General features: G+C 72.4%; 18 protein-coding genes. 6 read left to right on the plus strand and 12 right to left on the minus strand.

Annotation, left to right across the window (positions count from 1 at the left end):
• Positions 1-73: 73 nt before the first annotated feature.
• Positions 74-1,729, minus strand: a complete 1,656-nt coding sequence (locus tag ACZ6CV_RS01625) for an alkaline phosphatase D family protein (protein ID WP_469248752.1) — start codon at positions 1,727-1,729, stop codon at positions 74-76.
• Between the two features lie 165 nt (positions 1,730-1,894).
• Positions 1,895-2,599 (minus strand): HNH endonuclease family protein, encoded by a 705-nt coding sequence (locus ACZ6CV_RS01630; protein ID WP_469248754.1) that lies wholly within the window; start codon positions 2,597-2,599, stop codon positions 1,895-1,897.
• 532 nt (positions 2,600-3,131) lie between these two features.
• Between ACZ6CV_RS01630 and ACZ6CV_RS01635 the strand changes: the two genes are divergently transcribed.
• Positions 3,132-3,710, plus strand: coding sequence for a TMEM165/GDT1 family protein (locus ACZ6CV_RS01635; protein WP_469248756.1), 579 nt, complete (start codon positions 3,132-3,134; stop codon positions 3,708-3,710).
• 256 nt (positions 3,711-3,966) lie between these two features.
• The gene (locus ACZ6CV_RS01640; RefSeq protein WP_469248758.1) at positions 3,967-4,647 is read left to right on the plus strand and encodes an HAD family hydrolase; all 681 of its coding nucleotides are present in this window, start codon (positions 3,967-3,969) and stop codon (positions 4,645-4,647) included.
• A gap of 120 nt (positions 4,648-4,767) precedes the next feature.
• Here ACZ6CV_RS01640 and ACZ6CV_RS01645 read toward each other — a convergent pair whose 3' ends face one another.
• On the minus strand, positions 4,768-6,021 hold the full coding sequence (locus ACZ6CV_RS01645; protein WP_469248760.1) for a peptidoglycan-binding domain-containing protein: 1,254 nt from the start codon (positions 6,019-6,021) through the stop codon (positions 4,768-4,770).
• A 135-nt stretch (positions 6,022-6,156) separates the two neighbouring features.
• On the opposite strand from ACZ6CV_RS01645, the gene ACZ6CV_RS01650 reads away from it, so the two are divergent.
• Positions 6,157-8,304, plus strand: a complete 2,148-nt coding sequence (locus tag ACZ6CV_RS01650; RefSeq protein ID WP_469248762.1) for a DHA2 family efflux MFS transporter permease subunit — start codon at positions 6,157-6,159, stop codon at positions 8,302-8,304.
• 87 nt (positions 8,305-8,391) lie between these two features.
• Here the strand turns inward: ACZ6CV_RS01650 and ACZ6CV_RS01655 are convergent, their stop codons facing one another.
• The 6 genes from ACZ6CV_RS01655 to ACZ6CV_RS01680 form a co-directional block, all read right to left on the minus strand.
• Complete coding sequence (locus ACZ6CV_RS01655) at positions 8,392-8,997, minus strand: GNAT family N-acetyltransferase (RefSeq protein ID WP_469248764.1); 606 nt, start codon at positions 8,995-8,997, stop codon at positions 8,392-8,394.
• Between the two features lie 98 nt (positions 8,998-9,095).
• Positions 9,096-9,587: a hypothetical protein gene (locus tag ACZ6CV_RS01660; RefSeq protein ID WP_469248766.1), complete on the minus strand. Its 492-nt coding sequence runs from the start codon at positions 9,585-9,587 to the stop codon at positions 9,096-9,098.
• Positions 9,588-10,108: 521 nt separating this feature from the next.
• Positions 10,109-10,435 carry an antibiotic biosynthesis monooxygenase family protein gene (locus ACZ6CV_RS01665; protein ID WP_362367575.1) on the minus strand — a complete coding sequence of 109 codons (327 nt, stop codon included), beginning with the start codon at positions 10,433-10,435 and terminating at the stop codon, positions 10,109-10,111.
• A gap of 109 nt (positions 10,436-10,544) precedes the next feature.
• Positions 10,545-10,988 carry a hypothetical protein gene (locus ACZ6CV_RS01670; RefSeq protein WP_469248768.1) on the minus strand — a complete coding sequence of 148 codons (444 nt, stop codon included), beginning with the start codon at positions 10,986-10,988 and terminating at the stop codon, positions 10,545-10,547.
• Positions 10,981-11,676: a hypothetical protein gene (locus ACZ6CV_RS01675; RefSeq protein WP_469248770.1), complete on the minus strand. Its 696-nt coding sequence runs from the start codon at positions 11,674-11,676 to the stop codon at positions 10,981-10,983. Before ACZ6CV_RS01675 ends, ACZ6CV_RS01670 begins: the two co-directional genes overlap by 8 nt.
• A 177-nt stretch (positions 11,677-11,853) precedes the next feature.
• Entirely contained in the window at positions 11,854-12,255 is a 402-nt protein-coding gene (locus ACZ6CV_RS01680; protein ID WP_469248772.1) for a DnaJ family domain-containing protein, read from the minus strand.
• A 110-nt stretch (positions 12,256-12,365) separates the two neighbouring features.
• Between ACZ6CV_RS01680 and ACZ6CV_RS01685 the strand changes: the two genes are divergently transcribed.
• Entirely contained in the window at positions 12,366-12,764 is a 399-nt protein-coding gene (locus ACZ6CV_RS01685; RefSeq protein ID WP_469248774.1) for an FHA domain-containing protein, read from the plus strand.
• Between the two features lie 54 nt (positions 12,765-12,818).
• On the opposite strand, the gene ACZ6CV_RS01690 is transcribed toward ACZ6CV_RS01685, so the two are convergent.
• The gene (locus ACZ6CV_RS01690; RefSeq protein WP_469248776.1) at positions 12,819-13,496 is read right to left on the minus strand and encodes an O-methyltransferase; all 678 of its coding nucleotides are present in this window, start codon (positions 13,494-13,496) and stop codon (positions 12,819-12,821) included.
• 617 nt (positions 13,497-14,113) lie between these two features.
• Between ACZ6CV_RS01690 and ACZ6CV_RS01695 the strand changes: the two genes are divergently transcribed.
• Positions 14,114-14,674 (plus strand): GNAT family N-acetyltransferase, encoded by a 561-nt coding sequence (locus ACZ6CV_RS01695; protein ID WP_469248778.1) that lies wholly within the window; start codon positions 14,114-14,116, stop codon positions 14,672-14,674.
• 78 nt (positions 14,675-14,752) lie between these two features.
• On the opposite strand, the gene proP is transcribed toward ACZ6CV_RS01695, so the two are convergent.
• Entirely contained in the window at positions 14,753-16,270 is a 1,518-nt protein-coding gene (gene proP, locus ACZ6CV_RS01700; protein ID WP_469248780.1) for a glycine betaine/L-proline transporter ProP, read from the minus strand.
• 423 nt (positions 16,271-16,693) lie between these two features.
• Here proP and ACZ6CV_RS01705 point away from each other — a divergent pair, with 423 nt between their 5' ends.
• Positions 16,694-18,844 carry a bifunctional glycosyltransferase 87/phosphatase PAP2 family protein gene (locus ACZ6CV_RS01705; protein ID WP_469248781.1) on the plus strand — a complete coding sequence of 717 codons (2,151 nt, stop codon included), beginning with the start codon at positions 16,694-16,696 and terminating at the stop codon, positions 18,842-18,844.
• Here the strand turns inward: ACZ6CV_RS01705 and ACZ6CV_RS01710 are convergent.
• Positions 18,795-20,420 (minus strand): hypothetical protein, encoded by a 1,626-nt coding sequence (locus ACZ6CV_RS01710; protein WP_469249590.1) that lies wholly within the window; start codon positions 20,418-20,420, stop codon positions 18,795-18,797. The two genes, ACZ6CV_RS01705 and ACZ6CV_RS01710, sit on opposite strands and share 50 nt — an antisense overlap.
• Positions 20,421-20,611: the final 191 nt, after the last annotated feature.

Below are 20,611 nucleotides of genomic sequence, written 5' to 3' on the forward strand. Positions count from 1 at the left end.
ACCGGGCCCTAGCCCCTTGCTCCCCGCCCCTTGCTCCCCGTCACCGCTCCCGCTCCTTGATCCCCGCTACCTCTCACGCGAGTTCCCGCGCCTCCGCCGTCTCCAGGCGTACGCCCTGGCTCCGCACCGCCCGCGCCTGATCGAGCCGGAGCGTGGCCGAACGGCCGTGCAGCGTCAGCGTCATGAGCTGGTTGCCGAACCACGGGCCTCCCGTCCGGCGCCAGGCGATGCCCGCGTGCGACACCCCGCCGTGCCGCGCGAACCGCCGGCCGAGGGCCCGCCCCGCCCGGCTCCAGCCGAACCGGAAGCCGAACTTGATCGAGGCGGGAATGGAGTTGTGGACGGGCGAACAGGTCAGCTGGAACACCCGGGCGTCGGGCCCCTCGCCGCTCATAGGCCAGCTCGGCTCGGCGACATAGGCGTGGTGGACGTCGCCGGAGAGCACGCACACCGTCGCGGGGGCCCGCGGACCCGCGCCCGCCTCCGCGATCAGTGAGGTGAGCGCCTCGAAGGAGGCGGGGAAGGCCGCCCAGTGCTCCAGGTCCGAGCGCCGGCGCAGATCTTCGCCGAACCGGGACCACCGGGCGCCGCGCTCTCCGCGGCAGAGCGCGGCGTTCCACCCCTCTGCGTCGTGGATGAGGTGGGGCAGGAGCCAGGGCAGCGAGGTGCCGATGAGGAGGTGGTCGTACCCGCCCGGATCCGCGAGGGCCTGCTCGCGCAGCCAGCGGGCCTCCTCGGCGTCGAGGATGGCGCGCCGGTCCTCCGCCAGGACGCGCGCCGCCCGGGTGTCGACCATCAGCAGGCGCACCCGCCCGAAGTCCCGCCGGTAGCTCCAGCGGGCGGCGGCCGCGTCCGCGTCGGAGGACGCGGCGAAGGCCCGCAGCGCGTCCGTGCCGTCCGGCGCCCCGGTGACGGCGGCGTAGACCTCGTCGCGCGCCAGCTCGTCGGGCGGCAGATTGCCGATGTGCTGGTACACCCAGTACGACGTCAGGCCGCTGAGTATCCGCTCGCGCCACCACGGGGTGGCCCGCATCTCGGCGACCCAGGACGCACTGGTGTTCCAATCGTCGATCACGTCGTGATCATCGAAGATCATGCAGCTGGGGACGGTCGACAGGAGCCAGCGGACCTCCGGGTCGAGCCAGGATTCGTAGTAGAGGTGGGTGTACTCCTCGTAGTCCGCGACCTGGGCGCCCGGGGGCTCGGAGAGGTCGCGGCGGGACGCGATCCAGCGCTGGGTGGCCTTGGAGGTCTGGTCCGCGTACACCTGGTCGCCCAGGAGCACCAGCACGTCCGGGCGCTCGGTGTCCGGGGCGGCGGCGATGCGGGCGGCGAGGGTGTCCAGGGCGTCCGGGCCCACGGGGTCGGCCTCGTCGGAGGGCGGCGCGGCCCAGCGGCAGGAGCCGAAGGTGACGCGCAGCGCCTCTTCCCCGCCGTGTGCGGGCGTACGGATGGTGCTGGGCGGGAACGGCGAGTCCGGTGGCGGCCAGACGGCGGCCCGCGCGCTCTCGCCGAGCCACACCTCGTACGCCGTCGCCGTGCCGGGGGTCAGCCCGGTGACCGGGACGAGTGCGTAGTGGTGGCCCGCGACCTGGAAGGTCCGCGCGGTGCCGCGCGCGCCGTCCGCGCACCGCACCTCGGCGGTGCAGGGCCGGTCGGTCTCGACCCAGACGGTCGCCGTCGACCCCTCGACGTACCTCAGCAGTGGACCCAGGCGCAGCCGTGCCACAGATGATCACCCTTCCTCCGTCGCCCCGTAGGGTACGGAACGACGGAGGAGGCCGGGGCGGTTCCAGCATTTCCCCGGGAGTCCCTTACGGGTCAGGTCCCCCCTTACGGGCCTTACGGGCCTTAGGGGTCTTAGGGGCCTTACGGGTCAGGCGCCCCGCCGCGATCAGCAGCCGTTGAGGATCGAGGACAGCGCGCTCTTCTCCTCGGTGTTCACGTTGAGCTTGTAGTGGTGCTTCACGTCCACCCACATCCGGGCGTAGTAGCAGTGGTACGAGGCGGACGGCGGCAGCCACTCCGCCGGGTCCTGGTCGCCCTTGGCCTGGTTCACGTTGTCGGTGACGGCGATCAGCTGGGGCCGGGTCAGGTCGTTGGCGAAGCCCTCGCGCTGCGCGGTGGTCCAGCTGCTCGCCCCGGACTTCCAGGCCTCGGAGAGCGGCACGACGTGGTCGATGTCCAGGTCGGAGGCGACGGTCCAGGTGGCGCCGTCGTAGGCGGACTTCCAGGTGCCGGAGGTGGCGGCGCAGCTGGAGTCCTGCTCGACGCCGGTGCCGTCGCGCTTGAGCACGACCTCACGGGTGTTGCAGGCGCCGGACTGGGTGCTCCAGTGCGGGAACTTGTCGCGGCTGTAGCCGTCGGAGGAACCCTCGGTCTTGACGGTGAGCTCGCCGAGGTAGGTGCGGGCCGTGGCGGCGCTGACCGGGGCCGGGGGAGCGGCCTGGGCGGGGGAGCCGGTGAGGAGGGCGGTGGCGGAGGCCAGGGCGACGGCCGCTGCGGCGAAGGCGGGACGCCGGAAGGCGGGGCGGGACGTGGACCGGGGTGCGGGGTGGGACGTGGGGTGGGTGTGTCGACGCGCGTAGAGGGCGGACATGTGAACTCCCTTGATGTGGGGGGAAGTTGACCGGTGGGGCGGTCATGGTTGCGGGTCGGGGTGTCCGGTGGATGTGCAGCTGGTGACAGGGTCGCGTCAAACAGGTGCGGAATTCAATGGTTCCGACGTCTTGCCGTGCCCGTTCCTGGTGCCCCGTCAGGTGGAGGGCGTGGCACGGCGGTTGGCGTTCGGGTGACCTGGATCACTTCGACGCGCCACGTCCGCAGGGCTCGGTGGGCCGAAAGGCCCTGGCCGGGGGAGGCCGGAGGTCGCGTACCATGGACCGCGCAGAAGGGGAGTAGCTCTTCGCCGGACCGTCGACATACTGCTCAGCTCGTCTGAGCCGGCGCCCGGAGGCAGGCCCCATGGGGGCAGGCCAGCGAGACCTTCGGCAAAGCAGTGCCCGGCGCGCGCGTCCGCGTGCGTCCGGAGGCGTACATCCGTGTGCGTCCGTTCGCGCTGCCGTGCCGAGGTGTCGTACGCGAAGCGGTGGAACACTCTCGGTGGGGCGGCCCCGACCGATTGAGGAACCTTGATCAGCATCAGCGTGACGGCGCTCGTCTTCGGCGTCGTCTTCCTGGCCGAACTGCCCGACAAGACGGCGCTCGCCGGGCTCGTCCTGGGTACGCGCTACCGCGCCTCGTACGTCTTCGCCGGAGTGGCGGCCGCCTTCGCCGTCCATGTGGTGCTCGCCGTGGCGGCGGGCAGCGTCCTGACCCTGCTGCCCCAGCAACTGGTGCAGGCGCTGACCGGCGTGCTGTTCCTGGCCGGCGCCGCGGTGCTCCTGCTCAAGGGCGGCGACGACGAGGAAGAGGTCAGGCAGCCGTCCGACCAGAGCTTCTGGAAGGTCTCCGGGGCGGGCTTCATGCTCATCCTGATCGCCGAGTTCGGCGATCTGACCCAGATCATGACCGCCAACCTGGCCGCCCGCTACGACGACCCGCTCTCCGTCGGCCTCGGTGCGGTGCTGGCCCTGTGGGCGGTCGCCGGCCTCGGCATCGTCGGCGGAAAGGCGCTGATGAAGCGGGTGCCGCTGGCGCTCATCACGAAGATCGCGGCCCTGCTGATGCTGGGGCTCGGCGTGTGGAGCCTGTATGAGGCGATCGCCTGACGGTGGCGATCGCGGGTGGCTCGGCGGTGGCGGGTGGCTCGGCGGTGACGAGTGCTCAGCGGTAATGGGTGGCTAAAGGGGCGGGGTGCGGGCGGACTCGTGCGGTCCCTTTTGCGCTACTTGGCCGGTCTGACCTGCGGCGTTGGCTTTTGCCGCCCGCGTTTTGTACCGTGCAGGAACAAAGTGGCTCCGCCCGTACTCCCTGACCGGCGGGCGGGGTCGCCTTGATCTTCCGCCGCCGCGCACTGGAGCCCCGATGACGGCCACGACCGCCGACCCCGTCGCACCCGTTCTGACCGCCGGGGCCCTTCTCCTCGACATGGACGGCACCCTCGTCAACTCCGACGCCGTCGTCGAGCGCTGCTGGCGGCGCTGGGCCGACCGGCACGGGCTCGACTTCGACGAGGTCATCAAGGTCGTCCACGGCCGGCAGGGCTACGCCTCGATGGCCGTACTGCTGCCGGACCGGCCGATGGCCGAGAACCACGCGGAGAACCGCGAGATGCTCGCCGCGGAGACCGCCGACATGGAGGGCGTCGTGCCGGTGCCGGGCGCGCCCGCGTTCCTGGCCGCCCTTGCCGACCTCGGCCTGCCGCACGCGCTGGTGACCTCCGCCGACGTGCCTCTCTCCTCCGGCCGGATGGCCGCGGCCGGGCTCGCGCTGCCGGACGTACGGGTGACCGCGGAGAGCGTGGGCGCCAGCAAGCCGGACCCCGAGGGGTTCCTCAAGGGCGCCGCCGCGCTCGGCGTCGACCCCGCGGACTGCGTGGTCTTCGAGGACTCCGAGGCGGGCATACGGGCAGGTCAGGCGGCCGGCATGCGGGTCGTGGGCGTCGGCCCCCGGGCCGCGGAGTTCGGCCCCACCGTGCACGTCGAGGATCTTTCGCGGGTGCGGGTCGCCGACGCGGGGGACGGGACGATCCGCCTGACGTTCTGAGACTCTGACGTTCTGAGGTTCTGAGGTTCTGGCGTTCTGAGGTTCTGGCGTTTTGAGGTAGGTCGCGTACTGAGGTGCGTGGCGTACTGAGGTCCCGTGGCGCACTGGGGTGCCGGAACGTCAGGGTTCCGTCGTCTCCGCCTCCAGGCTGCGGCGCGTCTGTCGCCCGTACGAGCCCGGGGTGTCGTCCCTGAGGCCGCGCGCCCACTGGTAGCGGAGGACCGCCGCGGTGACCTCGGAGGTGTACGAGCCGTCCCGCTCGCCGACGTACAGGTACAACTGGGCCAGTCTGCCCTGCAGTTCCTCGACCTGAGGTCCCTTGTCGCCCGGACGCAGCGTCGTGCCGGGTGCCCGGCGCGAGGACGGTGACGACGACGGCGTACGCGGACCCACCGACCCGGTGGCACGCGCCGTCGACGGTGGCGGCGACGACGGCGAACGGGGCGCCGAACGCACGGCCGTCGAGGAGGACGACGTCGGGCTCGGTGGCGCGGACGGCGAGTGGGCGGGGGAGTCGGACGCCTTCGCCGAGGGCGGCGCGGGCTTCGTCGGGTCCGCGTACGCCGACGCGGGGTCGCCCGGGAGGGCCCGGTCCCGGGTCGGCCCGTCGGTGGCCGAGGAGAGCAGGCCGACCGCGAAGACGGTGGCGGCGGTCATGGCGGCGACAACGCCCGCTCCGGCGAGCAGCAGGCCGGCCGCGCGGCGTCTTCGGGCGGGTTCGGGGTGTTCGCCGGGTCTTGCGTGGGCCTCGGGGTCGGGGTCGGGGAGGTCGAGGCCGATGCCGTCGTCGTACGGCTGCCGTGCGGGCTCCGCGTCCGGAGCGGGGAGGGGTCTTCGACGGAGCGGGGGCGGTGGGGGCGCGGCCCCGGTCGGGTCCGGTGACGAGGCCGCCGAGGTCTCGGGGTCGGGCAGCGAAACGTAGGGCCGTATCCGCAGCGGATCGAAGTCCTCGGCGGCGGCGGTCTCGGCGGACCGCAGCTGGGCGCGGGCCTGCGCGCGCGTACGGTCGTCGCGGCCGCGGTCCTCCCGGCCGCGGGCGGGGTCCCGGTCGCGGCCCCGGTCCCGGGCGCGGGTGGGGTCACGGTCCGGGTGGTGGTCTGGGTCGCGGTCCCGGTCCCGGGTACGGGCGGGGTCCCGGTCACCGTCGCGGTCCCGGTCCGGGTGGCGGCTCCGGTCCTGGTCTGGCTCGCGGTCGTGGTCACCGTCGTGGTCGGGGTTGGCACGGGACCGCGATGCGGACCGTAACCGCCCTCGCCCCCGCCTGTCCTCCCGCCCCCGCCCGTCCTCCCGCGCCCGCCCGTCCTCCCGCGCCCGCCCGTCCTCCCGCGCCCGCTCGCTCTCCCGACCTGCGTCTCGTTCGTTTTCTCCGGCCACCGGCCGTCCCTCCCTCCGATGTCCCGCCCGCCCCATGAGCTCCAGCGATTATGCAGACCCCCGCTTCAACAGGCCATAACCGGAGACACGGCCCAGGATGGAGAGGGACGGGAACGGAACCTCCAGGAGGTGTCCATGACGCATGACGTCGGCGCCCACCCGGCCGCACCGGAGCCCGAGCCCACGCCGGCCCCGGACGCGGAGCCGCGATCCGGCCCCTCCCAAGACGCGCACGCGGGCGCGGGACCGGGGCCGGGATCAGGACCCGGCGGCAACGGTCACCCCCCGGGCGGCGTGCTCGTATCCATCGGCGCCCTCCTGCTCGGCATGCTGCTCGCCGCCCTCGACCAGACCATCGTCTCCACCGCGCTGCCGACGATCGTCAGCGATCTCGGCGGCATGGACCACCTGTCCTGGGTCGTCACCGCGTACATGCTGGCCGCCACGGCCGCGACCCCGCTCTGGGGCAAACTCGGCGACCAGTACGGCCGCAAGAAGCTGTTCCTCACCGCGATCGTGATCTTCCTGGCCGGCTCCGCGCTGTGCGGCATGGCGCAGAACATGCCGCAGCTCATCGGCTTCCGCGCGCTGCAGGGACTCGGCGGCGGCGGACTCATGGTGCTGTCCATGGCGATCGTCGGAGACCTCGTCTCCCCGCGCGAACGCGGCAAGTACCAGGGCCTGTTCGGCGCGGTCTTCGGCGCGACCAGCGTCCTCGGTCCGCTGCTCGGCGGGCTCTTCACCGAGCATCTCAGCTGGCGCTGGGTCTTCTACGTGAACCTGCCCATCGGCGCGATCGCCCTGCTGGTCATCATCACCACGCTGCACATCCCGGTGCGCGACACCCGGCACACCATCGACTACCTCGGCACCTTCCTCATCGCGTCCGTCGCCACCTGCCTGGTCCTGGTCGCCTCGCTCGGCGGCACCACGTGGGCCTGGGGATCGCCGCAGATCATCGGGCTCGCGGTGCTCGGCGTGCTCCTCGCCGTCGCGTTCGTGGCGGTGGAACGCAAGGCCGCGGAGCCGGTGCTCCCGCTGAAACTCTTCCGGATCCGCACCTTCGCCCTCTCCGCGGTCATCAGCTTCATCGTGGGCTTCGCGATGTTCGGGGCGATGACGTATCTGCCGACGTTCCTGCAGGTCGTGCAGGGGGTCACCCCGACCATGTCGGGCGTGCACATGCTGCCGATGGTGGCCGGCATGCTCCTGTCCACCACGGCGTCCGGGCAGATCGTCAGCCGCACCGGACGGTGGAAGGTCTTCCCCGTGACGGGCACGGCCGTCACCGCGCTCGGACTGCTCCTGCTGCACCAGCTGGACGAGCACAGCGGCACCTGGGAGATGAGCGCGTACTTCTTCGTCTTCGGCCTGGGCCTCGGCCTGGTCATGCAGGTGCTCGTCCTCATCGTGCAGAACGCGGTGAGCTACGAGGACCTGGGCGTCGCCACCTCGGGCGCGACCTTCTTCCGCTCCATCGGCGCCTCCTTCGGCGTCGCGGTCTTCGGCACCGTCTTCACCAACCGGCTCGGCGACAAACTCACCGACGCCCTCGCCGGACGGCAGCTGCCGCCGGGCCTGAGCGTGGGCACGCTGGAGGCCGACCCGCGCGGCATCTCCCGCCTCCCCACCGACCTGCGCCCCAGCGCCCTGCACGCGTACGCGTCGTCGATCACCGACGTCTTCCTCTACGCCACGCCGGTCGCCCTCGCCGCCTTCGTCCTCGCCTGGTTCCTGCGCGAGGACAAGCTGCGCGTCTCGGTGACGGCGCCCGACACCACGCAGACGCTGGCCAGCAACCCGGTGGAACGCTCGTCGTACGACGAGTGCGCGCGGGCGCTCTCGGTGCTCGGGACGCGCGAGGGCCGGCGCGAGATCTACGAGCGGATCACGGAGCGGGCCGGCTACGACCTGCTGCCCGCATCCAGCTGGCTGCTCCTGCGCATCGCCCGGCACGGCTCCGTGGAGCCCGGCGTGCTCGCGGAGCGCACCACGGTGCCGCTGACCGTCGTGACGGCGGCCGCGCGCCAGGTCGAGGAGCGCCGCCTCGCCCGGCGCACGGGCCTGGAGATGGTGCTGACCGAGTACGGCCGCGAGGTCGCCGGCAAACTCGCCGCGGCCCGCGAGGAGTCCCTGTCGGAGCTGCTCGGCGACTGGTGGGGCCCCGACCGCCCGACCGACCTGGTCCAGCTGGTCGGGGAGCTCAGCGCGGAGCTGTGCGGTTCGGAGTCGGAGCGGCCGCGTGATGGAGCGACGGCGGTGCGGCCGGTGCGGGCGGCCTGAGCGCGCACGATCATGCGCGCACACGATCATGCGCGAACACCATCGTGCTCGCACACCATCGTGCATGTGGTGCCGTGCATGCGGTGCTCAGAGCTGCTTGCCGTACCAATGCTCGGCGTACTGCCGCTCGGCGTACGGCTCGATCTCCGCGTAGCCGTGCCGGGTGTAGAGCGCGCGGGCCTCCACCAGATCGGTACGGGTGTCGAGCACGATCCGCCCCGCACCGAGCGCGCGGGCCGCGTCCTCGGCGGCGGCGAGGAGACGCGGAGCCCCGCCCTTGCCACGCATGTCCGCCCGTACGAAGACCCGCTTGAGCTCGGCGGTGCGGGTGCCGGTGCCGATGTGGGTGCCGATGTCGGTGTCGAGCAGCCGTACCCCCGCCGTACCGACGGGCTCGCCCCCGTACCGTGCGACCAGCAACACCCCACCGGGCGGGGCGAGATCGGCCCCGGTCTCCGCCGCGATCTCGCGCTCCAGCTCCTCGGGGTCGGTGTCGCGCCCCTCGTGCAGCTGGTACCAGCGGTCGCTGACCTCGGTGTAGTACGGACGCCAGAGCGCGGCGGCGACGGCCGAGTCGAACGGCTCGGGACGGACGGTCCAGGCGGGAGCGGTCGCGTCGGGGCTGGACGGGAGGTCGGGACCGGACACGACCTGGGACGGCCCTCGGACGGCATCGACGGCGGCATCATGCATGCCGCCATCTGATCGCGCGGGCCGGTGTGCGGGCAACCGAATTGCCGCTTGCGCAGGGGGCTACCGCCCGTGAACGCGCCCGCCCGGGGCAAGCTGCCCTACCGCAGCAACCGGAAAGCGGGGCAGACGTCCGGGTCGTCCTCCGCGTAAAGATAGGTGCGTCCGCCGCTCGTGGCGATCGACAGGGAGTCGAGGGTGTCCCCGTTCAGGAACCGCTCCGGTGCGGTGAAGGAGACGGACAGGTGGGCGAACTCGGTGGCGGAGGTGCCGCCCTGCACCACGGACCAGGTGCCGGACCCGTCGAAGGCCTCGCCGAGCTCGCTCCGGTACCAGTCACCGGTCGGCCAGTCGCGCACGCTGACCTGGCCGCCACCCGGCTCACTCCCCGACGCCTTCGACGCCCTCAGGGTGAGCGTCACACCCTCCGCGTCACCCTCGCCCCGGTAGGTGCCGACGAGTTCGCCAGAGGTCACACCGACCGCCTGCTTCCCCATACAGCCCTCGACGGCGCCGGACGCCGACGAACAGCCCGGCAGACAGGCCACCAGAGCCACCGCGGCGGCGGCCGCGGGCAGACGTGCTCGGGACATGGACCCACTTCTCCTTCGCCGGAATGCGTTCGGTCCAGACGATAGGACGGGCGGCCTGCCCGGGGGCGCGGATGCCGGCCGAGGCGGATGCACGGCTTCTGGCTGCCGATACCTCAAGGTCTGTCGCCGGCGGGCTAGTTGGCTGGAGTCGTCACGGGTGCGGCGGCTCGTCGGCCTCGCGGGCCGCCATCGACTCAAAACGGTTTCTGAGTCCGGCTGACTGGCTCGCCTCAGGGGGACCTCGCCCCACACCGGCCGCGTTGTTCTGGTCCACATCTTCGAGAGGTAGGTCAGCGCCGCCGCAGTGGTTGAGTGCAGTGGTGAGAGGCAGGACCCGCCGCGACGAACAACGTTTCGATGGTCGCCGCGGTGACTGCCGCCGTCGTCAGGCACACCGCGGCGTGAGCCACGCTGGGAGGTGCGTCACGGAGCGTGCCCTCGCACCCAGGGGGTGGAGGGCACGCGTGATGCCGGGGGCGGCCATGCTGGACGGGGCGACAGGCTGCGACTCGGCGTGAGAGTTATGCGCCCTTGGGTGCCGCCTGCTGGACGACCTCGAAGGACCACACCGAGGAGCCGCTCGCGGCCGGCTTCGGGCGGTCGCCGCTCGCGTTGCCGCCCTGGTGGGCCGCCTTCATCGGGCCCTCCATCCAGGCCTGGAACGCCGCCTCGTCGCGCCAGCGGGTGTAGACGAGGTACTGGTCGGTGCCCTCGATGGGGCGGAGCAGCTCGAACCACTCGAAGCCGTCGGAGTTCTCCACCGCACCCGCGCGGGACGCGAAACGCTTCTCCAGGACTTCGCGCTGCTCGTCGGGGACGGTGAGGGCGTTGATCTTCACGATGCTCATGCGGCCATCCTGCCGTACGGGCCTGCCGTACGGGCCGGGCGGGCCGGACATGCAGGGGCGCCGGGGCGGTGTGCGCCCCGGCGCCTTTCGTACAGGCCCTGTCAGGTGGCTACAGGCGGAGCAGGCGTTCCGCCGTCTCGCGGTAGTCGCGCAGGGCGAGGCGGAGCTGTTCCGTGTCGCCGGTGGGGCCCGCCTCGGCGGTGGCCGGGGTGCCTCCGGGGGGCGGGGGCTCGCCGGGGGCGCCCTCGGCGGGGAGCGCCTCCCAGGAGGTGCGCAGGGTGCGGCGGCGCTCGGTGAGCATGTGCGTCAGGTCGGCGATTGCTTCCTCCAGGACGCCGTCGGCGCTCTCGACGGCCGCGCGCGGACTGTCGACGAAGCCGTTGACGGCGTTCTGCAGGCGCAGCGTCAACTTGTCGCGCGCGTCCGGTGGATAGAGGGCCGAGGCGGCGGAGGGGGAGGAGTGCGCGGCGGGGGATGAGGGAACGGAGTGCTCGGCGGGGGAGGTGTGAGCGGAGGGGGAGGTGTGGGCGGAGGGGGCGGACGGCTCAGCCATGCTGAACTCCCTTCTGGGTGATGCCGGTCGAGCGCTTGGAGGTGTCGTGCCGGTCGGTGTGCGCGGCGTCGGCGTCGTGCCGCTGCTCGGCGACCAGGGCGTCGAAGAGGGCCCGCGCCTCGATCATGGCGGCACGCATCTCCTCGGTGCCGGTCGCGGCGTCGGCGTCGGTGCCGGAGAGGGTGGAGCCCAGGGTGCCGGTCCTGCCCTCCTCGGGGCCCGTCGTGCCGAGGGCCACGCGGTGCACCTTGCGGTAGCCGTGGACGTGGTGGGCGTGGTGCACGGAGAGCGCGTCGACCTGCTCCTCGTAGTGCCCCGCGTCCGGGAAGCCGCGGGCGCCTGCCACCTCGGCGATCAGCCGGTCGGCCTCGACCACGGCCTCGCGCGGGGAGTCGACGAAGCGCTCCTGGGCGACGGTCCAACGGGCCGCGTACTGCTCGCGCGCGGCGGGCTGCAACGGGCGCGTGCGCAGCGCACCGTGCCGCTTCACCCGCTCGCCGAGGTCGCGTTCCGCGGCTTTCGTGTCGCCGTCGTGCCGGGCGACCGCGCGGTCGTACTCGGGCCCGAAGCGGCGCTTGAGGCCGCGCGTACCGCCCGCGCCCCGCTTGCCGTTCATCACGGCGACCGCGCCGACGGCGAGGACGGCGACGACGACCACGATCAGAGCGATGATCAGGACTGTGGACATGAGTGGGTGCCTTCTCGCTCGGGGATCGGCCTCGGGCGCGAGGCCCGGTGGGCCTCGGCACCCGTACCTCGAAACGAGTTGCCCGGAATCAGGCCCCCAAACAGCGGCCGGGCAAGGGCAGTCGTTCGCCAGGAGCGGCGTCGCCCCAGGGCAGTCACCCGCCGGGAGCGGCGTCGACTACGGGTGGCGCTCCCGCCAGTCGCGGGCCACCTCGTCCACGTCGTAGGGGACCAGGCCGAGCGGCGGGCCCGGCGGCGGTGTGCGCAGCGCCTCGCGGATCTTCTCGTTGAGCTCCGTCACCATCCGGCGCGCCGCGCGCTCGGACGGGGCGTCGGCGGCCGCGACGAGCGTGTCCTCGGCCTCCTTGCGCAGGGCGAGGGTGGGGGTGAGGTAGGAGAGGCCCTCGCGGGCCATCTTCCGTTTGACCCACCACATCTCGTCGTACGTGGGATCGGGGCCCTCGGGCAGGGGCTTGCCGCTGCCGGGCAGGGCGGCGAACTCCCCGCGCTCCTCGGCCTCGCGGATCTGCTTGTCGACCCAGGACTCGAAGGTGACTCCAGGTGGCTTGCGCTCCGTCATGGGGACATTGTCGCAGGAGAGCGTGCGCCCTGCCCGGGAGCCGCCTAGGATGCGGCAGCGCGCGACACACCAAATACGCTCGCCTCGGCGCGAGTTGAAGGAGCTGCCACGTGCTGGAGCTGACCATGGCCGCGGTGAGCGGGGCGGAGACGGGCGCGGGGGCGACCGCGGGCATGCTCATGGCCGAGACGCCGAGCGAGCCGGGCGCCGTCCTGTGCGTCGGGCGCGACCGGAACGTGTGCCGTCTCGTGACCCCCGACGACTGGCTCTTCGTCTCCCGCACCCACCTGGAGTTCCGCTGCGGGTCCGACGGCGCGTGGTCCGTCCGCTGGCTGCGCGGCTCGAACCCCGATCCGGCGTCCGAGGTCCGGGTGGTCTCCGGGGGTACGGCGCGGGCCCTCGTGTACGGAGGGTCGGCGCCGCTCGCCCGGGGCGGCTCCGGCGAGGTCGTCATCCAGGACCGGTCGGGGCCGCGTAGCGTGAACGTCGGCTATTTCCACGAGGGTTGAGCCGTCCTGGGCGGCGTGGGCCGTGTTGGGCGGCTTCGGCTGGGTCGGTACGGGTCAGGTGAGTACGCGGGCCAGCGCGAAGCCGTCGTACCCCTTCGTGCCCACCGTCTGCACGGCCGTGGCGCTCAGCCTGGGGTGCTCCGCCATGAGCTCCAGCGCGGCCCGGGTGCCGCGCACGGCGGGGTCGGAGTTGGAGCCGTCGGCGACGGCGCCGCCGCGTACGACGTTGTCGAGGACGAGCAGGCTGCCCGGCCGGGTGAGCTTGAGCGACCACTCCAGGTAGTGCGCGTTGTTGGCCTTGTCGGCGTCGATGAAGACGAAGTCGAAGGGATCGGGGTTCGCGGCGTGCTCGGCGCCGAGTTCCGTGAGCGAGTCGAGCGCGGGGCCGACGCGGACCTCGGCGATCTTGTCGAACCCGGCGCGGGCGAGGTTGGCGCGGGCCACGTCCGCGTGGTCCGGGCTGTATTCGAGGGTGACGAGCCGGCCGTCGGCGGGCAGGGCGCGGGCCAGCCAGATGGTGCTGTAGCCGCCGAGGGTGCCGATCTCCAGGATGCGGCGCGCGCCCTGGATCTGGGCGAGGAGGTGGAGGAGTTTGCCCTGGTTGGGGGCGACGTTGATCTGTGGCAGGCCGGCGGTGTCGCTCTCGCGGAGGGTGGCGGCGAGGGCTTCGTCGGCGGGGGCGAGGAGGTCGGTGAAGTAGGCGTCGACGGTGGTCCACTGTTGCGGGTTCACGCGGGGCGTTCCCTTCGACGGTTTAATTAGTCTCGCTAAGGAGTGTACGCCGGGGGCGGGGTCTTGGCAGACGGCTTTGCGCAGTTCCCCGCGCCCCTTATCTCGTGCCTGAGGTCGTTTCTTGGCTGCGGGTCGGTGGGGTGTTTGCGCAGTTCCCCGCGCCCCTATATCTCGCGCCCCTGGCAGCTTTTCTGCGGGGCGGTTGTGGTTGCTCGCGCCGTTCCCCGCGCCCCTTACGGGGCGCTGGCGTGGGCGGTGTCGAAGGTGCCGATTAGGGGCGCGGGGAACTGCGCGATCAGCCCCCGCCGGGTCGCAGCCAAAGAAGCCGCCCCCCCCGTTCGGGCCGAAGCGCCCAGCGCGGACGTGCCGATTAGGGGCGCGGGGAACTGCGCGATCAGCCCCCGCCGGGTCGCAGCCAGAGAAGCTGCCCCCCGTTCAGGCCGAAGCGCCCAGCGCGGACGTGCCGATTAGGGGCGCGGGGAACTGCGCGACCAGCCCCACCGGCCCGCACCCGGGAAGCAGCCCCTCCCGTTCAGGACGGAGCGAGGAACACCACCGCCTGCCGTCGGGCAGAAAACCGGTGGCAGGCCCGCCCCGCCCGTGGCGAAGATCGCGGCATGCCCGACTTCCTGGAGACCGACCGGCTCGTCCTGCGCGCGTTCACGGCGGCCGACATCGACCACCTGCTCGCCCTGGACAGCGACCCTGAGGTCATGCGCTTCATCAACGGTGGCCGCCCCACAAGTCGGGAGGCCATCGAGACACGGACTCTCCCGCGGCTCCTGCACGACTACCCGTGCTGGGGGACCCGCGGTTACTGGGCCGCGCAGGAGAGGCCCACCGGCACCTTCCTGGGCTGGTTCGAGTTCCGGCCGTTGGAGGAGCACAGCCCCGCCGTGGTCGAACTCGGCTACCGGTTGAACCAGGCGGCATGGGGGCGTGGCTATGCCACCGAGGGATCACGGGCCCTGGTCCACAAGGGGTTCGCGGAACTGGGGGTCGAGCGGGTCACCGCGAACACCATGGCCGTCAACACCCGCTCCCGTCGCGTGATGGAGAAATCGGGCCTGTCCTTCGTCCGGAACTTCACCGGGGACTGGCCGGAGGCGATCGAGGGCTCCGAGCACGGTGAAGTCGAGTACGAACTCACCCGGACCGAGTGGGAGCGGCACCGATAGACGTCAACGGCCCGATCCACAACTCCCCCACCCGGGAATCCGCCCCCACCGGCCCGCACCCGGAAAGCGACCCCGCCCCTACACCGCCGGAGGCGAGCCCGGCAGTGGCCTGCGGGCCGATTCCGTCATGTACCAGACCGCGATGCCGCCCACCACCGCCGCCGCCATCATGTAATACGCGGGCATCATCTTGTCGCCCGTCGCGCCGATCAGCGCCGTCACGACCAGCGGTGTCGTACCGCCGAAGACCGAGACGGAGATGTTGAAGCCGATGGAGAGGGAGCCGTAGCGGACCTTGGTCGGGAAGAGCGCCGGCAGGGTCGACGGCATCGAGGCCGTGAAGCAGACCAGGAGCAGGCCGAGCGCGCCGAGGCCGAGCCCGATCGCCCACAGCGAGCCCTCGCGGATGAGGAGCAGGGCGGGTACGGAGAGCAGGAGGAAGCCCGCGCAGCCCGCCGCGATCACCGGGCGGCGGCCGACGCGGTCCGTGAGCGCGCCCATGAACGGCTGGGCGCACATCATCAGCGCCATCACGCCCAGGATGACCAGGAGCCCGTGCGTCTCGTCGTACTTGAGCTCACTCGTCAGATAGCTCGGCATGTACGACAGCAGCATGTAGTCCGTGACGTTGAAGACCAGGACCAGGCCCATGCAGAGCAGCAGGGCCTTCCACTGGCCCGTGACCATGTCGCGCAGGCGGACCTTCGCGCGGGACTGCTCGTCCTTGTGGGCCTTCTCCAGCTGCGCGGCGAACGCCGGGGTCTCCTCCAGCCGCATCCGGAGGTAGAGGCCGATCAGGCCCATCGGGCCCGCGATCAGGAACGGGATGCGCCAGCCCCAGGAGAGGAGGGCGTCGGTCGAGAGCAGGGCCGTCATCAGGGTGACCAGGCCCGCGCCGCCGATGTAACCCGCCAGCGTGCCGAACTCCAGCCAGCTGCCGAGGAAGCCGCGCTTCTTGTCGGGCGCGTACTCGGCGATGAACGTGGAGGCACCCGCGTACTCGCCGCCCGTGGAGAAGCCCTGCACCAGGCGGGCAAGGAGCAGCAGGACCGGCGCCCAGACGCCGATCGTCGCGTATGAGGGGATCAAGCCGATCGCGAACGTGCCCGCCGCCATCATGATCATGGTGACCGCGAGGACCTTCTGGCGGCCCACGCGGTCGCCGAGCGGCCCGAAGACCATGCCGCCGAGCGGCCGGATCAGGAACGCCGCGGCGAACGCGCCGAAGGTGGAGAGCAGCTGCGCCGTCGGGTTGCCCGAGGGGAAGAAGACCTTGCCCAGCGTCACGGCGATGTAGCTGTAGACGCCGAAGTCGAACCACTCCATCGCGTTGCCGAGGGCCGCCGCCTTCACCGCGCGCTTGACCATCGCCGGGTCGGTGACGGTCACCTCCCCCTGGCCGTACGCGGACGCCGCGGACCCGGACGACCCCGATGAGCCCGAGGGGCCCGAGGGCTTCGGTGGCTCCGCGGACCTGGAGGAACCGGGCTTCCGTAGTGCGGGGGTGGCGCTCGCCAAGGGTTCGCTCGCCTGCTCTCGATCGACGACAAGGGCGGGGCCGCGCCCGGTCACCGGGGCGGCCCGAAAAGCGACCATAGGTGCAAGGGCCATCATTACGGTCGGTGTCCGGTCGGCCGCACAGCGCGCGGAAAGTGCTTCTGTCCAGGTCAAACGACGTTTCCGCAGGTGGCAGGCGTGCGGCCTGTCTGTGATCTATGTCGCGGCCCGGGCCGGGAACCGCGCGCCGGAGCCCGGTGCGCCATCCTGGTGTCAGTGGTGTCATCACCGGTCTACGCGGAGTGATCACCCGTACGGGAAGGCGGAGTGATCACCCGTACGGGAAGGCGGAGTGATCAGCCCCGCGCGAAGGCCGGCGATCGCCCTTGTTGAGCCAGGGAGCCGAAAAGCCGATGGAAAACGGTGTGGCCGCCAGGTGAAGTGGCGGTTGCGTGCGTCTCACAACAGGGCGCGGTCCGTACGAGCCGACGACTGAAGGCCGTGCCGGAACGTGCCGCACACATGACGGACCGGGCGGGAGGCCGACGGGGCGTGGTGGACGTCGAGCAGAGCGGAACGCACACGGGACCGGGCAGAACCCTGGGAGCGGGGCGGCCCGGTGGCCCCGAGGCGCGGGTCGGAGCGGCCCGCGTCGCTCTCTGGCTGATCGCCGCCTTCCTCGCGGTCCGGCAGGTCACCGACGTCCTGCGCACCCCCGCGGGGGAGCGGTTCACCGATCTGGAGACGTGGCTCGGGCCGGACGGCGTCCTGCACGTCAACGGATCCTTCTACGACGCGGACAAGTTCACCGGGCCGCCCTTCGCCGGCCTCGTCCTCAAACCGCTCGCGCGCACCGGGGAACAGGCGCTCGGCTGGGCCTGGACCTTCGGCACCCTCGGCCTGGTCGTCGTCCTCGGCCTCGTCGCCGCCCGCGCGCTGCCGCAGCCCGTCAGCCGGCGCACCTCGCTGCTCGCCGCCCCCGTGGCGATCAGCCTGCTCATCCTGTCGCTGCCGGTGCGCAACACCCTGCACCTCGGCCAGACCAGCGTCCTGCCGGTCCTGCTCGTCCTGCTCGGGCTCTTCGCGGTCCGCGGCGAACGGGTCGGCGGCGTCCTCATCGGCGTCGGCTCCGCCCTGCAGCCGGCCGCGCTGCTCTTCGCCGCGCTGCTCTGGTGCACCGGCCGCAAGAAGGCCGCCGCGTCGACCGGCGCCGCCTTCGCCGTCTGCACCGCGCTCGCCTGGGCCGCGACGCCGGGCGACTCGTCCACGTACTGGTTCCACCACCCCGCGGGCGCCGGCCTCGGCGGGCGCCCGGACGCCACCGCCAACCAGTCGCTGCACGGCATGCTGCTCCGCCTGGGCCTGCAGGGCCCGCTGGAGACCGGCCTCTTCCTGGCCCTGAGCGCCGCCGTCGTCTACGTGGGCCTGCGCCGCGCCGTGCGCTATGCCCGGGACGGGCAGCTGCTCCTCGCCGTCGCCATCACCGGCTGCGTGGCGGTCGCGGTGTCCCCGACGACCTGGCAGCACCAGCTCCTGTGGGTGCTCTTCGCGGTGGTCGGCCGGGTCGGCACGCGCCGCTCCGACCGTTACGTGTGGCCGGTGGCCGTCGTCCTGGTGTCGACGCTGCCCGCCACGATGATGCTGCCGAACATGCCGGTCACCGAGCCGGTCCGGGACGACGTCGTGCTGATCGCGGCGCTCGCCGCGGCCGCCGTCGTGCCGTTCCTGTCCCGCGCGCACCCGCGCTATCAGCGGCCCGTCCCCACCGAGTACGCCGCGCCGGTGCCGGCCCGCTGGAGCAGGGTGCCGCTGGTGCCGTTCTGGCGGCGCGTCCTGACCCGTCCGAACCTGCTGCTGGAACTGCTCCTGATCCGCGTCGGCTACTCCGCGTACCAGCAGGTCAGGCTCGCGGCGACGGGCGGCACGATCTCCGGGGGCCGGGACGACGCCGAGCACCACGGCGCGCAGGTGCACGCGGTCGAGCGGTTCCTGCACATCGACGTCGAGCACTGGTTCAACCACCTGACCGCGCGGACCGGCTGGATGGAGGAGTTCTTCAACTTCTACTACACGTCGTTCCACTTCGCGGTGCCGCTGACCGTCCTCGGCGTCCTGTACGTGCGCAGGCCCGCCGAATACCGCTGGGCGCGCTCCGCGCTCGGGTTCGCCACGGTCCTCGCGCTCATCGGCTTCTGGGCCTACCCGCTCGCCCCGCCGCGGCTGATGCCGGGGCGCGGCTTCATCGACACGGTGCACGGCGTGCAGGACTTCACCCGGCCCGACTACGGCACGCTGACCGAACTCACCAACCAGTACGCGGCGATGCCCTCGCTGCACTTCGGCTGGTCCCTGTGGTGCGGCCTGGTCATCGCGATCGTGGCGCCCCGGTGGTGGATGAAGGCGCTCGGCCTGCTCCACCCGTTCTTCACGGTCTGCGCGATCGTGGGCACCGGCAACCACTGGATCCTTGACGCGGTGGGCGGCGCGGCCGTGGTGGGCGCGGGCTTCGGCCTCACCTACGCGCTGTCCGGCCCCCGCGTGCGGCAGCCGCCGAAGGTGGCGACGGGCGGCGAGGCCCCTGCCGGTGCGTCCCCTGCCGGTGCCGCCCCCGCCGGCGACCCGCTCAAGGACACGTCGAGTGGCGGCCCGAGGAGCGGCGGTAGCCCGAGCTGATCTCATACGTGCCGGGCGCGGGCACCGAGAGGCGGGTGAACTCGCCCTTCGGCGTCAGGCAGGCCCCCTCGGCCCGCAGCCAGGGCGAGTACACCAGGCGCAGCGTCACCGAGCCCCGCTTCGGCACCCGCACCACCACGTTCGACCCCGTGGAGCGCACGACGGCAGCGGGCTCGGAGACCAGCGGCACCGCGTTGCGCACCCGGAAGATCTGCCAGTAGGGGTCCCGCCAGACCGGCTCAAGCCACTTCGGCCCGCCGGCCACCAGCGCCGCCTCGTCCTCGGCGAAGCCGTCCGGTTTGCCCGCGGGCAAAACCACGTACCCCACGGCCCACTTGTCGAGCCACGCGCGGTAGGTGCCCGGCGAGAACGAGCCGTCGTAGAAGAGCCGGCCGCGTTCGATGTCGAGCTGACGGTTCCAGCCACGCGCCATGTTCACGTACGGGGCGAGCGCGGTGGCCTCGCGGTGGTTGCGGGTCGGCACCACCTCGACCCGGGTGCGGTTGGCCTCCAGACGCTCCAGCTCCCGCACCACGCCCTGGGTGTCGACCGCCCACTTCGGCACCTTCGTCGACACCACGAGGTCGTCGACGGTCTTCTGCGTCACCCACGCCGAGGACAGCACGAGCGTCACCGTCAGGGCGATCCTGCGGGCCCGGGTGAGGCCGGGGACGAGCAGCGCGGCGAGCAGCAGCGCGGGGCCGACCAGCTCGGCGAGCCGCTCCACGTTGGTGCCGATCGGGGAGGGGATGAGATACGTCAGGACGGTCCCGACGGCGTACACGCCCGCGCCCCACCGCACCACCCGCCACTCGCGCGGCCCGCCCAGGATGAGGGCCAGGCTGAACAGCACCGGCGGGAAGATCCGGTCGAACGGCATCAGATGCTCGCCGGTGAAGGGGAACAGCACCGTGGTCGCCGCCACGACGACGACGGGCGGCACGATCAGCGCCGCCGCGCGCGCCCAGTCGCGTACGAAGAAGTAGCCTGCGCCCGCCACCACCAGGAACAGCCCCGCGACGGGCGAGCCCATGGTGGCGAGGGCCGCGCACACCAGCGCGACGACCACCCGCCGCTGCCGCACCAGCGCCAGACAGGCCGCGAGCCCGAAGGCGAGACCGAGCGCGAACGTGGTGCGCCCGGAGGCCACGTTGCACCAGATCGCGAGGGAGGCGAGCACCGCGGGCCACAGCGGCCTGCGGATGCCGGACCGGTCGATCAGCGCGGCGACCAGCCAGGCGCCCGCGACCCCGGACAGCACCGTCACCGTCCGCACGCCGAGCGCGGCCATCAGATACGGCGAGATCAGGCTGTAGTTGGCGGTGTGCATGCCGCCGTACCAGAACAGGTTGTACGCGGCCGTGCCGTGCTCGGAGGCGAACCGCGCCCAGGCCTGCTGCGCCGCGAGGTCGCCGCCGCCCGTCGCGAGGAAGGCCACCCACACCGCGTACAGGGGGAGGGTGGGGACGGTGGCGAGCAGCGGGACGCGGTGACGGCGCAGGATGGGGCGCGGCGGCGCGTTCCGTCCGGCGGTCGCGCGGTCGGACGGCGTGAGCGTTACGTCGGCAGAGACCACGGCCACCGTTTCCGTTCGAGTCCTGGGGAGGCAAGGTTCACTTCTCAGGACGCTTCCTGCAACGGAAACGTTGGTTTCGTACACGTGATTGACCTGATGCCGCGCTTCCTCCGGGGGAGGCAGGGGCGGGGGCGTGAGAGGGATCGCCCCTGCCTCCCTGGAGGCGCGTCAGCCGCCGCGATGCACTGTCC

The sequence above is a fragment of the Streptomyces sp. NPDC041713 genome, from assembly GCF_055591085.1.

Excerpts from the sequence above, each read along its gene's own strand:
- ACZ6CV_RS01705 (WP_469248781.1), top strand. The coding sequence starts at position 16,694 with ATGACGGACCGGGCGGGAGGCCGACGGGGCGTGGTGGACGTCGAGCAG.
- ACZ6CV_RS01660 (WP_469248766.1), bottom strand. The coding sequence starts at position 9,587 with ATGTCCCGAGCACGTCTGCCCGCGGCCGCCGCCGCGGTGGCTCTGGTG.
- ACZ6CV_RS01670 (WP_469248768.1), bottom strand. The coding sequence starts at position 10,988 with ATGGCTGAGCCGTCCGCCCCCTCCGCCCACACCTCCCCCTCCGCTCAC.
- ACZ6CV_RS01675 (WP_469248770.1), bottom strand. The coding sequence starts at position 11,676 with ATGTCCACAGTCCTGATCATCGCTCTGATCGTGGTCGTCGTCGCCGTC.
- ACZ6CV_RS01640 (WP_469248758.1), top strand. The coding sequence starts at position 3,967 with ATGACGGCCACGACCGCCGACCCCGTCGCACCCGTTCTGACCGCCGGG.
- ACZ6CV_RS01695 (WP_469248778.1), top strand. The coding sequence starts at position 14,114 with ATGCCCGACTTCCTGGAGACCGACCGGCTCGTCCTGCGCGCGTTCACG.
- ACZ6CV_RS01680 (WP_469248772.1), bottom strand. The coding sequence starts at position 12,255 with ATGACGGAGCGCAAGCCACCTGGAGTCACCTTCGAGTCCTGGGTCGAC.
- proP (WP_469248780.1), bottom strand. The coding sequence starts at position 16,270 with ATGGTCGCTTTTCGGGCCGCCCCGGTGACCGGGCGCGGCCCCGCCCTT.
- ACZ6CV_RS01630 (WP_469248754.1), bottom strand. The coding sequence starts at position 2,599 with ATGTCCGCCCTCTACGCGCGTCGACACACCCACCCCACGTCCCACCCC.
- ACZ6CV_RS01665 (WP_362367575.1), bottom strand. The coding sequence starts at position 10,435 with ATGAGCATCGTGAAGATCAACGCCCTCACCGTCCCCGACGAGCAGCGC.
- ACZ6CV_RS01650 (WP_469248762.1), top strand. The coding sequence starts at position 6,157 with ATGACGCATGACGTCGGCGCCCACCCGGCCGCACCGGAGCCCGAGCCC.
- ACZ6CV_RS01655 (WP_469248764.1), bottom strand. The coding sequence starts at position 8,997 with ATGCATGATGCCGCCGTCGATGCCGTCCGAGGGCCGTCCCAGGTCGTG.